Source organism: Aeromonas sp. R7-1, from assembly GCF_040908115.1.
Classification (GTDB): Bacteria; Pseudomonadota; Gammaproteobacteria; order Enterobacterales; family Aeromonadaceae; genus Aeromonas; species Aeromonas caviae.
In genome coordinates this window covers 12476-25232 of record NZ_JBFODD010000008.1, presented here as the reverse complement: position 1 = coordinate 25232, position 12757 = coordinate 12476, and the positions used below count along the sequence as shown (strand labels likewise).

The following is a 12757-nucleotide window of genomic DNA, read 5'->3' as shown; positions in this document are numbered from 1 at the left end:
ATATCCGTGCACAGGGATGATGACGCCGTCTGCCCTCAGGCATGGGCCATCGGCGTCGGGTGCTCGCCCATCTTGCGCAGCAGCATCAGCAGATAGACCAGGGAGACCCCGGCAATCACCATGAACAGCAGATGATCCGAGTAGTGCTGCATCAGGAGCGCCGTCAGGGTCGGCCCGAGCAGGCTGCCGATGGTGTAGCTCAGCAGCAGCGCCTGGTTCATGGCCACCAGTTGATGCTGCTCCACCTTCTCGCAGGCCCAGGCCATGGCCACCGGATAGAGCGTGAAGCCTGAGGCCCCCAGAATGAACAGCGTCGGTCCCATGGCCGCGTTGCCGAGCATCGCCATGGCCCCCAGGATCACCACCAGCACCTGTACCCGCAGCACCGGCAGGCGCCCGAAACGATCCGCCAGACGCCCCACAGGCCATTGCCCCAGGATGCCGGCGCTCACCATCACCGCCATCCAGTAGCCGATGGCACCGTCGCTCACCCCCTGGTGGTTCAGATAGAGCGGCATCAGACCATAAAGCACCCCCAGCACGATGCCGGAGAGGATGCAGCCGTTCACCCCCAGACGCGCCTGACGCAGGCGCAGCATCGGCCAGACCGGAGTCCTGGCCTGGTGGTTGCCTGACGGACTGGCGATGCGGGTGAACAAGAGCGGCAGCATGGCCGTCAACACCAGGGCGGTCACCCAGGGCAGCACCGCCATCAGCGACGTCGACACCTTGCTCACCAGCAGTTGCCCAAGCACAGTGCCCACGTAATAGACCATCATGTAGGCGGCCAGCAGGCGACCCCGATTGCGGGCGTTGCCGCTGCACATCAGCGCGCTCTCCACCACCACCCAGATCATGGCGCAGCCGACCCCGGCGATGAATCGCCAGGCGAGCCAGCTCCAGAACGCCACGGTCATGCCGAGCCCGACGCAGCCTGCGGCAAAGAGCGCACTGGCCAGGTAGTAACTGCGATTGAAGCCGCAGCGGGCGATGAGTCTGCCCGCCAGCAGGGTTCCCAGCAGGTTGCCGGTGAAATAGGAGGAGCCGACCATGCCGACCTGCCAGGTGGGCAGATGCTCATGGGCGAGCCAGAGCGGCACCAGGGTATTCAATACCGCGATGGCCAGGGTCAGCAACAGCAGGCCACAGAGCAGGAGCAGCACCGGGCGGGAGTATGTGGTCATGGATAGAACCGTGGGGAGAAGCAAAATGCGAGCGCATCATGCCACCGCCTGTGCCTTTGTCAATCGGCACTGAGGCCGGGTCGCAAGGTTTTTCTGCCCACCGTGATGGCAACGCGGCAAGGCCCTCCCCTGACGGGAGCCTCATCCCCTTGATTGGCCGGCACCTTGGTCATGATGAGGGGAACCGGGCGGTTGAATATCGCCCCTTTGCCTCCCTCACGCCAGAGCGCCATGACCAGAAGAGGCGACCCAGGGCCGCCTCTTCTTTCTAACAAGCACAACCTATCGTGCACAACGCCGGTCAGCGCTGACGCTTCTTGGCGTACTTGCGACGAGCCCGGGCCTGGCGCTCCTCTTCCCGCTCCGCCTTCTCCCTGGCTTTCTGCTCAGCCTCGGCCTGGGCTTCCACTATCTCGACGCTCACCATCTCTGGCGTCTCCAGGGAGATCCGCCCCAGCATGCCGGACCGGAATTCATTGACCAGGATTTCCGAGGCCTTGTGCAGATCCGCAAGCCCCCCCTTGCGCATGAAGCCGCGCTGACGGGCAATGAGATCCAGCAGCTCGATCTCGGTCTCCGGCAGCTCGCTCAGCTGGTAGCGTGCCTTGATGCGCTCCGGATAGGCCTTGATGAAGTAGTCGGCGGCAAACATGGCGATGTCGGCGTAATCGAAGACGGTATCCTTGATGGCCGCCGTGATCGCCAGTCGATAACCGCAGGAGGGCGGATTGAGCTTGGGCCACAGGAAGCCAGGGGTGTCCGTCAGGATGACGTGGTTGTCGAGCTTGATCCGCTGCTGGGACTTGGTCACCCCCGCCTCGTTGCCGGTCTTGGCGATGATGCGCCCCGCCAGGGTGTTGATCAGGGTGGACTTGCCCACGTTGGGGATGCCCATGATCATGGCGCGCACCCCGCGCAGCTCGAAGTTGCGCTCCGGCAGCATCTCGTGGCACAGGGTCAGCAGTTGCTTGATCATCGTAGGCTCCTGCTGGGTCAGGGGCAGTGCCTTGATCCCCTTTTCCTGCTCCATGTGGGCCACCCACAGCTCGGTGATCTCGGGGTCGGCAAGGTCTGCCTTGTTGAGCACCTTGATCACCGGCGTCTCCCCGCGCAGCTCCGGCACCAGGGGGTTCTCGCTGGAGAAGGGGATGCGGGCGTCGAGCATCTCGATGATGACATCGACCTGGGGCATGACCTCTGCAATCTCTTTGCGGGCCTTGTGCATGTGGCCGGGGAACCAGTTGATGGACATATCCGTTACTCTCTCATTGGCATGCGGTCCCCTCTCGGGGCTGCGGGCGCTCGGGGTTGCGGGTGCGTGGTGATGCGCCAGACCGCTGGCACTCATCGCAAGGGGGCGCATTTTACCTGCTGCGGCCCCGATTTGACAGGCTATTCTGGCCGGGTGTTGTCACCCGGGTGGCCGGATGCCCACCACGCCACCGGGAGGTGAGTGGCAAAACACAATCAACATAACCCATTGATATAAGATAACATTTGCAAGGCGCTTTCACCGTATTGTCATCTCTCTTCACTAAAAGTGTCATCTGCCCCCTCTAGGCTGCGCTCAGGTTTCACAAGGAGCGAACCCCAATGAGAAAGATGGCAGGACTTGCAGTGATGATAGGCGCCGCCCTGGCCGCCGGCTGCAACTCCAACAACGACAGCAACACCCCGGAATCCAGCGCCAAGAACGTGATCTTCTTCCTCGGCGACGGCATGGGTCTCAACACCCTCACCGCCTCCCGGATCTATGGCGTCGGCGAAGAGGGCAGCCTCACCATCGACACCCTGCCGGAAACGGCCTTCATCAAGACCTTCTCCCACGATGCCCAGGTGACCGACTCGGCCCCCTCCATGGCGGCCTACATGACCGGGGTCAAGAGCAACAACGGCGTCATCAGCATGGACAGCGACGCCACCCAGGAGAGCGATTGCAGCCAGAGCGGCGGCAAAGCGGTGACCACCCTGCTGGAGCTGGCCAAGGCCGATGGCCGCGGCACCGGCGTGGTCACCACCACCCGGGTCACCCACGCCACCCCGGCCGCCACCTATGCCCATATCTGCAACCGGGATCTGGAGGCTGATATCGCCGTCCAGATGGTGCCGGGGGGCAGCGGTTACAACAGCGCCCTGAAGGAGGGGCTGGATGTGGTGCTCGGCGGCGGCAGCGGCTTCTTCCTGCCCAGCGCCGACAAGGGCAAGCGGACCGATGGCCGCAACCTCATCGACGAGATGAAGGCGAAGGGCTATCAGTTTGCCGCCACCCTGGACGAGCTGAACCAGGCCGATGCGAGCAAGCCGCTGCTGGGCCTGTTTGGCTCAAGCCACATGAAATATGACCTGGACCGGCCCGCCAGCGAGCCGTCACTGGCCCAGATGACCCTGGCTGCCATCAAGCAGCTCAAGGACAAAGAGAAGGGCTACTTCCTAATGGTGGAAGGGGGGCGTATCGACCACGCCCTGCACGACACCAACGCCAAGCGCGCCCTGCAGGATACCCTCGCCTTCGACAACGCCATCCTGGCCGCCATCAATGAAGTGAAGAAAACCGATCCCGAGCTGAAAAACACCCTGATCGTGGTCACCGCCGACCATGACCACACGCTAGTCCTGAATGGTTATGCCAAGCGCACCGGCAAGACCACCGCAGGCAATGCGGGCGTGCTCGGGCTGGTGAAGAACTACGAGACCGGCGAGCCGAGCAAGGACAGCGATGGCATGCCCTACACCATCATCGGCTTTGGCAACGGCTACAACCGAGTGGATGGCCCGCGCAGCAGCGTGGCGGCCCTCGACGACGCCACCACCTCCGCCGACGACTATCACCAGGAGGTGGTGGTCAAGGTGGGCGAGATAGGCAACGAGACCCACGGCGGTACCGATGTCTTCCTCGGCGCCATCGGCCAGGGAGCGGAGCGCTTCCACGGCTCTCTCGACAACACCGCCGTGTTCGGCAAGATCAAGGCTGCGGCCAAGCTGTAAGGGATTATCAGGATGAACATCACCATGAAAAAGACGCTGGTCTGCACCGCCCTGCTCGGCACGCTTGGCGGCCTCTCCCAGGCGCACGCCGCCGATGCCAAGAACGTCATCCTCTTTATCGGTGACGGCATGGGCCCCACCGTGCTCACCGCCACCCGCCTGTTCAAGGTGGGGGAAGAGGGGGATCTCGAGATGATGAAACTGCCCCAGAGCGCGCGCATCAAGACCTTCTCCCACGATGCCCAGACCACGGACTCCGCCCCCTCTATGGCGGCCTACACCACCGGCGTCAAGATGAACAACGAGGTGATCGCCATGAGCAGCGACACCAGGGCCGTGGCACCGTCCAAGGATGCCAACGGCAACAAGGGCATCAACAACTGCACCAGCGACAACGGGAGCCCGGTGCCCACCCTTCTCGAGCTGGCCAAGGCAGCCGGCAAGTCGGTGGGAGCCGTCACGACCACGGAGCTCACCCATGCCACCCCGGCGGCCACCTATTCCCATATCTGCCACCGGGATGCGGCCTACGCCATCGCCGAGCAGGCGGTACCGGGCGGCGCCGGCTTCAACCAGGCGCTGGGGGATGGGGTCGATGTGCTGATGGGGGGCGGCGCCAACCACTGGACGCCCTACAGCGCCAGCAACAAGGGCGGCCGGGCCGACGGCCGGGATCTCACCGCCGAGCTGACCGCCCGGGGCTACCGCTATGTCACCAATAAGGATGAGCTCTCTGCCGTCAACTCGGGCAAGGTACTGGGGCTGTTCAGCACCAAGTCCCACCTCGACTACGAACTGGACCGCGTCGCCAAGGGGGCGGCCAGTACCCAGCCGTCCCTCTCCGAGATGACCGCCAAGGCGATCGATCTGCTCAGCCAGAACAGCCAGGGCTACTTCCTGATGGTGGAGGGGGGGCGTATCGACCACGCCCTGCACGCCACCAACGCCAAGCGATCCCTGACCGATGCGGTGGCGCTGGACGAGGCGGTCAAGACGGCCCTCGGCAAAGTGGATTTGAGCGATACCCTGATCGTGGTTACCGCCGACCACGACCACACCATGACCATCAACGGCTATTCAGCCAAGGGCAACAAGGTGCTGGATCTGGTCAAGAACGCCGATGGCTCGACCCAGAACGACGCGGACGGCAAGCCGTTCACTACTCTGGTATTCGGCAACGGCCCCAACCGCCAGGACCAGCGCCCCACCCTCACCAGCGATGAGGTGATGGCGGATGACTACCTGCAGGAGACCGGGGTCAAGCTCGGCTCCGAGACTCACGGCGGCGGCGATGTGATGCTGTTCGCGGGCGGCGCAGGCAGCAGCCAGTTCAAGGGCACCCTCGACAACACCCGGGTGTTCGGCAAGCTCAGGGAGGCCCTCGGCCTGTGATAAAGGTGCCCGGCACCGCGCCGGGCACCTTTTCCGTCGAGCGTGAGACGATGATGAAATATCTGCTTTCTTTATGGCTGCTGGGCAGCGCCCTCTCCTTCCCCCTCCTGGCCGACGAGGTGCCCGATCTGGCCGCCCGCATCCGCTACGTGGACAGGGTGACCGGCAGCGACGGCATCACCCGGGAGAGCCAGTGGCAGGAGAAGTGGCTGCGGGTCGGTGACCAGGTGTGGAGCCAGCGGCTCATTCCCCTCCCTCTGGCCCGTGCCTATCACGCCACCCACGATGCCCGCCCCGGCCACAAACACTTCACTCACCAGATGGCGGCACGCTGGGTCACCCGCAGCGAGGGAGACGCACTCCAGTTGCGCTACGCCGATGCCTGGCACAACCAGCTGGTGGAGGTGCCGCAGGAGGAGTACGGCCAGGTGGCCTTCAAGCCAGAGTGGGCGCGGATCCGCCACCTCATCAACCCTTCCCTGTTAGAGGGAATGACACCACTGGATGAGGCCGCCCCCGACCAGGCGAACTGGTATGAGACCCGCGAAGGTCGCCAACGTACCCGCATCCTCTGGTCGAGCCGCTGGCAGTTGCCCCTGGTGGTGGAGTCGGCAAGCCTCGACGGTTATCGCAGCTACCGGATGGAGGTGACGCTCAAGACGCTGCCAAAGACCCTCCCCTGGCAGCAACTGGCAGGGTACCAGACCCTGGATCTGCGGGATTTCTTCGACTGATCCCCCTAGGCGGCAATCGCCTGGCTGACATGGCGTAACGGGATGTTACACTCTCTGTACTCATCCCGGACCCGAACATCCATGCGCCTTGTTACTCTGCTTCTGCTGCTCTCCCCTCTGATCGTCTGCGCCTTTTCGGCCCGTGCCGTGGTCGTCGTGGCCGCAGACATTCCCCCCTATGTGATCCGCGCCCAGCAGGGTGCGCCGAGCGGCATGGCCATCGAGGTGCTGGAGGAGGCTGCCCGCCGCCTCGGGGAACCGCTCGAGATCGAGTTGATGCCGCTGGCTCGCGCCCTCAGCCAGGCCAGCCACCGCCCGGATGTCCTGTTGTTGCCCCCGGCCCGAAATCCCCAGCGCGAACCACTGTTTCTCTGGATTGCCCCCCTGCTGGAGGAGGCCTTCGTGCTGGTCAGCCATCGCCGTCACCATCCAGCGCCGCTCTCCATGAAGACTCTGCCTGGCCTCACCGTTGGCGTGATGCGTGGCTCCCATAGCCAGAGCCTGATCCAGCCGCTGACAGGGGTGACCCGGGAGCTGGTCACCGAGGAGGTCAGCAACGCCAGCAAGCTGGCGCGCGGCCGCATCCAGGCCTGGGCGGTGGCCTGGAACACCGCCCGTTACAACCAGCAGCGGGCGGGCCTGCCGCTCCCGGATCTGGTGCGGGGCGAGACCTTGCAGCAGAGCACCCTCTACCTGGCCGCCAGTCCCCGCTTCTCCCGCAGCGAGGCGCTGCGCTGGCGCCGGGTCATTCAGGAAATGAGGGAGGATGGCAGTCTCGCGCGCATCCTGCACCAGTACGATTACCAGGCTCCCTGATGAGACAGTCAGCCCAATTGCCAAACCACCCCAGAATGGTTATGGTATCTCCATGAAAGCAATCATGATTTTTTCCAGTACGCTCACACCCCGCTGAGCCCCCGCCCTCGCCCCGCTGCGCGAGTCGCTCGGGGGCATCGCTTTTGCTGTCTGCTTATTACCCTTGCACCGTTTTTTGTCGACCAGTCTGCCCGTCATCCTGGTCCTTTCAGTCATTGATAAGGAAATACCCTATGAAACAGCCTCATCTCGTCATCTCCAGCCTGGATCTGGATCGCATCGAACAGTTGCTTGGCAACCACCCCCAGCACCTTGCCCTGCAAGAGGAACTGGATCGCGCCGAGATCCGCGAACCCGCCGACATGCCGCCGGACGTGGTGACCATGAACAGCACGGTGCGCTTCAAGATGCAAAACAGCGGCAACGACTTCTGCCTGACGCTGGTCTATCCGAAGGATGTGCAGGGGGACGAATCGAAGATCTCCGTGCTGGCGCCAGTGGGCAGCGCCCTGCTGGGGCTCAAGGTGGGTGACAGCATCGCCTGGCCGGGGCCGGCCGGTCGCACCATCCAGGTGGAGATCCTGGAAGTGGTCTATCAGCCGGAACGCGCGGGGGAGTTGCACCGCTGACAGGCTGCCAGGCGGCCACTCTGGTCTGATGCGACCAGGTGGCTGACTCGGTATGCCTTTGCCCGGTCGGAGCCGACGGCCACCGGCCGGGCATGACCTGACGGGGGATCAGGCCCCCTGACAGATCCGGTTCTTGCCCTCCCGCTTGGCCTGATAGAGAGCGCGATCTGCCTGGCTGAACAGGGTGTCAAAGTGCCATTCGCGGGCGCTGGGCACCCACCCCAGGCTGGCCGTCACCCGGACCCCCTTCAGCTCCAGCGTTTCTATCCCCTGGCGGATTTGCTCGCAGCGCGCCTGCTGGGCCAGGGGGTCCCGCTCGGGCAACAGCAGCACAAACTCTTCCCCACCGAAGCGGCTGGCCACCAGATCCCGCTGGCCGGCAAGATAGCGACCCACCGCCTCCAGCACCCTGTCCCCGGTCTCGTGGCCGTGGCGATCGTTGATCTGCTTGAAGTCGTCGAGATCCAGCACCACCAGCGCCCCCTGCCTTGCCATCCTCACGCAGTGATCCATGAAGCCGCGCCGGTTCAGGAGGCCGGTCAGGGGATCCTGGCTGGCCTGTCGCCGCAGGGCCAGGGCCCGGTACTGGGTACAGAGCAGCAGCACCCCGAAGGTCGACAGATAGTTGCCCATCAGCATGGAAAGGAAGGGGAGCACATTGACCGCATGCTGATCCATCAGGACCCGCACCTCGCCGCCGAGCAGGGCCCCCATGCGCACCAGATTGAAACCGTAGAGCAGGATGTTGACCACGGTGAACACCAGCACAGCGGGCAGATAGTCAGGGTAGCCATGGCGCCAGATGAGCCAGACAATCACCGCCCCCACCATCATGTAGCTCAGGCAAGCCAGCAGCACCCGGGGGGCCATCTTGTCGTTGAAGATGACGCTCCAGCAGAGGATCAGCAGGTAGACCAACATGAAGAGGGTGAAGGCCCGCCAGTTTGGCGGCTCCCCGAAGAAGCGCTGGATGGCGAGTGGCATCAGGGCGAGGCAGAAGGTGATGAGCAGGTTGGCCAGCCAGATCCCCGCAATATGGGGAGCAAACGCCTGCATGAAGAAGAGCGATTGCGCCGCCAGGGCACAGAGGCTGGACCACCACCAGAGCCCGAGACCGGGTATTTCCCTGTGGGTCGACCAGATGATGGAGAGGGTGATGAATCCCAGGCTGTAGCCCCCGAGGGCCATCAACATCAGGGTAAATACGTCCAGATTGAGCAGAATTGAGGCGTCCATTCCCGAACCTTCCAATGGAGATGGCTGAGTATATGGGAAGCCCATGACAAGACACAGAGGGAGCCTATAGGCCGGGCAAAAATATTTGCCCGGCTCGCACGCCCCATTCCCCGTGCAGCGTGCCGGACAACGCCCTGCCTGTGCCCGGATTTTCCACCGAGACGGCCGCCGGATATTTTGCACTTGAACCGGCGCCATTAGATAGATATGTTGTTTTCATGTGGTTTTATGAGTCACCACGAGGGATAAAAGTCTCCATAACTTATTGAGTCTTCTGGCACAAACAGGTTTTGGTACATTTTTCATCCAACGAACCATTCATAGAATCTCATATGGGGCTTTTGCCCCGACCAAGACAATAATCCTGTCTTGCCTGCTGCCGGATGCAGCAGTCTCTTGTGCCATGGAGTCGCACGGGAGCAGGTTCAAGGCCGACCACATTTACGACAGAGACGTCATTTATGATCAAAAAACTCATTCTCTCTACCCTGCTGCTGTGCGGGCTGGCCAACGCCGCGCCCACTTCCACCCTGGATGCCGTACTGGAACGCGGTGTGCTGCGGGTCGGCTTCGATGCCGGCTATCAACCCTTCGAGATGACCAACAAGCAGGGCCAGTACATCGGCTTTGACGTGGATCTTGCCAAGATGGTCGCCAAGGAGATGGGCGTGAAGGTGGAGTTCGTCAACACCGCCTGGGATGGCATCATCCCCGCGCTCTTGACCGACAAGTTCGACGTCATCATGGGCGGCATGACCGTCACTCCCCAGCGCAACCTGCGCGTGAACTTTGCCGATCCCTACATCGTCGTCGGCCAGACCATCGTGCTTCGCAAGGACAAGGCGGGCGAAATCAAATCCTTCCAGGACCTCAACGATCCCAAATACAAGATCGCGGTCAAACTCGGCACCACCGGCGAGCAAGCGGTCAAGCGCATGATCCCCAAGGCCACCCTGCTGCAGTTTGAAACCCAGGATGACGCCAAGCTGGAAGTGATCAACGGCAAGGTGGATGCCTTCGTCTACGACCTGCCCTACAACGCCATCTTCGCGTCCCAGAACCAGGGCGCCGTGGTGCACCTCGACAAGCCGTTCACCTTCGAGCCGCTGGCCTGGGCCATCCGCAAGGGGGATCAGGACACCCTCAACTGGTTCAACAACTACCTGCGCCAGATCAAGGGCGACGGCAGCTACGACCGTCTCTACAAGAAGTGGTTTGAATCCACCGCCTGGCTGAACCAGCTCAAATAACCTCTCAAAGGGGCGGCATGCCGCCCCTTCACGCAGACTCCCCACACGATAACGACAAAAGAGGTTGTGACAGTGATCAACCCCAAACTCACAAGACAGATGGAAAAACAGCCCAATCAGCTGCTCTGGCACGGGATCTTCCTGCTGCTGGTGCTGGCCGCCATTTTCGGCATCTACAAGGCAGTACAGGCAGTGGATTACACCTGGCGATGGGAACGCATTCCCCAGTACATCGCCTATCAGGCAGAACAGAAACACTATGCCGAGTTTGACGGCACCGTGGTCGCGGACAAGGGACAGCTCTTCCTGCAAGACGATCTCGACCCCAGCCGCCGTCAGGCCATCGCTCCCAAGGGCTCCCAGCTGGCTGAAGGGGATACCGTCTTCCTCGGCGATACCCTGGATGTGCAACTGAGCTGGACCGCCGGCCCCATTGCCTGGGGCGTCTGGGTCACGGTCAAGCTCTCCCTGGTGGCGGGCATCTTCGCCATCCTGCTTGGCACCCTGGCCGGTCTGGCCCGCCTCTCCCCCAATCCGGCCCTGCGCAACCTGGCCGTGACCTATGTGGAGCTCATCCGTGGCACCCCGTTGCTGGTGCAGATCTTCATCGTCTATTTCTTTATCGGCACCGTGCTGAACCTCGACCGATTCACCGCTGGTGTGGCGGCGCTCGCGGTCTTCACCGGCGCCTACGTGGCGGAAATCGTGCGCGCCGGCATCAGCTCCATTCACAAGGGGCAGATGGAAGCGGGCAGAAGCCTTGGCATGACCTCGGCCCAGACCATGCGCTACGTCATCCTGCCCCAGGCCTTCAAACGGGTGCTGCCACCGCTCGCGGGCCAGTTCATCAACCTCATCAAGGACTCCTCTCTGGTCTCCGTCATCTCCATCACGGATCTCACCAAGGCGGGGCGCGAAGTCGTCAGCTCCACCTTCAGCCCGTTCGAGGTGTGGTTCACCGTGGCTCTGCTCTATCTGGTGCTGACCGGCACTCTCTCCTTCCTGGTGCGTCGTCTGGAGGTGAAATATGCGCGCAGCAACTGATCCCGTTATCAAGGCGCCATCGGTGTCGAAACGTTCTGCCATCACCGGCACTCCCTGCCCCTTCCCGGTGCGTCGTCTGGAGGTGAACTATGCACGCTGCAACTGATCCCATCATCAAGGCGACCGGTGTAGAGAAGTTCTACGGCACTGAGGTGCACGCCCTGAAAAACGTCAGCACCCAGGTGGCCGAAGGGGAAGTGGTGGTGATCGTGGGGCCGAGCGGCTCGGGCAAGTCCACCTTCCTGCGCACCCTCAACCAGCTGGAGACCATCAACGATGGCAATATCGTGGTCGACGGCATCAGCCTCACCGAACCCGGGGATGTCAACAAGCTGCGGGAAGAGGTGGGCATGGTGTTCCAGTCCTTCAACCTCTTCCCTCACCTGACGGTGCTGGACAACATCACGCTGGCCCCCCAGAAGGTGAGAGGGCTCTCTCGCCAGGAGGCAGAGGAGCGGGCCAAGGCCCTGCTGCTCAAGGTCGGTCTCTCCAACAAGGCCCAGAGCTACCCCTCCCAGCTCTCCGGCGGCCAGCAGCAGCGGGTGGCCATCGCCCGGGCGCTCGCCATGCAGCCGCGCATCATGCTGTTTGACGAGCCCACCAGCGCCCTCGACCCCGAAATGGTGGGAGAGGTGCTGGACGTCATGAAGGGGTTGGCCCGTGAAGGGATGACCATGGTGGTGGTGACCCACGAGATGGGCTTTGCCCGGGAAGTGGCGGACAGAGTGCTCTTCATGGAGAGCGGCGAGCTGCTGGTAGACGAGAAACCCACCGACTTCTTCGACAATCCCCCCTCCCCGCGCCTGCGCCAGTTCCTGAGCCAGGTACTCTGACGAGCGCACCGATATTGGCAATCCGGTAAAGGGGCAAACCCGGGCTCGATCAACCGCGCAGCGGTGTCATGCAAATCAAGAAGAGGGAGCCTAGGCTCCCTTTTTTGTTCCAGGTGGCTCGCCCTAGAATCGATACATGCCCGTCAGGCCGGCGAAGTGCTGCTCGGGCAGCACCACGGGTGCCAGCAGCCAGCGATCCGTCCCGTAGGCACCGGCGGCGGCCCCCAGCGCATTGGCCCCCGCATCCAGGGCGGAGAAGGGCCCCTGACCACTGGCCCGCTCGATCAGCTCTGCGGCGATGCCGATGCCGGTCGAGATGCCAAAACCAATCCAGCCCCTGTGCTCCCGATAGCCATAGTGATCCGCGATGGCCGTAAAGCCCGCCCCCATGGCTGCACCACCGACAACATGGCTCAACTCGCTGTTGAAACTGTCATTGGCCATCGCACTCGCACTGAGCAGGCCGAGCATGAGAAAAACAGGCGTCCCGTTCATTTTCTCTCCCTCCCAAGGTACTGCCGCTTGCGGTAGATGCCGCGCGCGCTCCTTCTTCAGTGTAAACAGGGAGGGCAAGGCCGGGCCGCGTCAGACAGGAGGATCACCATCAAATGTTAATGAGTTTTTAACATCATCCGGTATGCTGACATCCAACTG

Annotated in this window: 13 protein-coding genes; 9 read left to right on the top strand and 4 right to left on the bottom strand. The window is 62.7% G+C overall.

Translation table 11 applies throughout. The annotated features are described in order from the left end of the window. Positions 1–35: 35 nt before the first annotated feature. Together AB5Y51_RS00910 and ylqF are read right to left on the bottom strand one after the other, a co-directional pair. Entirely contained in the window at positions 36–1184 is a 1149-nt protein-coding gene (locus AB5Y51_RS00910; RefSeq protein WP_368177899.1) for an MFS transporter, read from the bottom strand. A gap of 301 nt (positions 1185–1485) precedes the next feature. Next, positions 1486–2436, bottom strand: a complete 951-nt coding sequence (ylqF, locus tag AB5Y51_RS00905) for a ribosome biogenesis GTPase YlqF (protein ID WP_041214888.1) — start codon at positions 2434–2436, stop codon at positions 1486–1488. Positions 2437–2777: 341 nt separating this feature from the next. Between ylqF and AB5Y51_RS00900 the strand changes: the two genes are divergently transcribed. From AB5Y51_RS00900 to rnk, 5 genes are all read left to right on the top strand, one after another. After that, on the top strand, positions 2778–4169 hold the full coding sequence (locus AB5Y51_RS00900; protein ID WP_368177898.1) for an alkaline phosphatase: 1392 nt from the start codon (positions 2778–2780) through the stop codon (positions 4167–4169). A 24-nt stretch (positions 4170–4193) separates the two neighbouring features. Beyond that, positions 4194–5561, top strand: a complete 1368-nt coding sequence (locus tag AB5Y51_RS00895; RefSeq protein WP_201925868.1) for an alkaline phosphatase — start codon at positions 4194–4196, stop codon at positions 5559–5561. 50 nt (positions 5562–5611) lie between these two features. Further along, positions 5612–6295, top strand: a complete 684-nt coding sequence (locus AB5Y51_RS00890) for a hypothetical protein (RefSeq protein WP_336574500.1) — start codon at positions 5612–5614, stop codon at positions 6293–6295. An 81-nt stretch (positions 6296–6376) separates the two neighbouring features. Next, on the top strand, positions 6377–7111 hold the full coding sequence (locus AB5Y51_RS00885) for an ABC transporter substrate-binding protein (RefSeq protein WP_010675251.1): 735 nt from the start codon (positions 6377–6379) through the stop codon (positions 7109–7111). Positions 7112–7344: 233 nt separating this feature from the next. After that, positions 7345–7740 carry a nucleoside diphosphate kinase regulator gene (rnk, locus tag AB5Y51_RS00880; protein ID WP_010675253.1) on the top strand — a complete coding sequence of 132 codons (396 nt, stop codon included), beginning with the start codon at positions 7345–7347 and terminating at the stop codon, positions 7738–7740. Between the two features lie 108 nt (positions 7741–7848). On the opposite strand, the gene AB5Y51_RS00875 is transcribed toward rnk, so the two are convergent. Next, entirely contained in the window at positions 7849–8976 is a 1128-nt protein-coding gene (locus AB5Y51_RS00875; protein ID WP_368177897.1) for a GGDEF domain-containing protein, read from the bottom strand. A gap of 461 nt (positions 8977–9437) precedes the next feature. Here AB5Y51_RS00875 and AB5Y51_RS00870 point away from each other — a divergent pair, with 461 nt between their 5' ends. From AB5Y51_RS00870 to AB5Y51_RS00855, 4 genes are all read left to right on the top strand, one after another. Further along, positions 9438–10226, top strand: coding sequence for a transporter substrate-binding domain-containing protein (locus AB5Y51_RS00870; RefSeq protein ID WP_010675255.1), 789 nt, complete (start codon positions 9438–9440; stop codon positions 10224–10226). Positions 10227–10325: 99 nt separating this feature from the next. After that, entirely contained in the window at positions 10326–11270 is a 945-nt protein-coding gene (locus tag AB5Y51_RS00865; protein WP_041201654.1) for an amino acid ABC transporter permease, read from the top strand. Then, positions 11254–11376, top strand: a complete 123-nt coding sequence (locus AB5Y51_RS00860) for a hypothetical protein (RefSeq protein ID WP_257692682.1) — start codon at positions 11254–11256, stop codon at positions 11374–11376. The genes AB5Y51_RS00865 and AB5Y51_RS00860 overlap by 17 nt, the downstream gene beginning before the upstream one ends. Beyond that, complete coding sequence (locus AB5Y51_RS00855; protein WP_368177896.1) at positions 11360–12103, top strand: amino acid ABC transporter ATP-binding protein; 744 nt, start codon at positions 11360–11362, stop codon at positions 12101–12103. Before AB5Y51_RS00860 ends, AB5Y51_RS00855 begins: the two co-directional genes overlap by 17 nt. A gap of 123 nt (positions 12104–12226) precedes the next feature. Here AB5Y51_RS00855 and AB5Y51_RS00850 read toward each other — a convergent pair whose 3' ends face one another. After that, entirely contained in the window at positions 12227–12598 is a 372-nt protein-coding gene (locus tag AB5Y51_RS00850) for a hypothetical protein (protein ID WP_039040259.1), read from the bottom strand. Between the last annotated feature and the right edge of the window lie 159 nt (positions 12599–12757).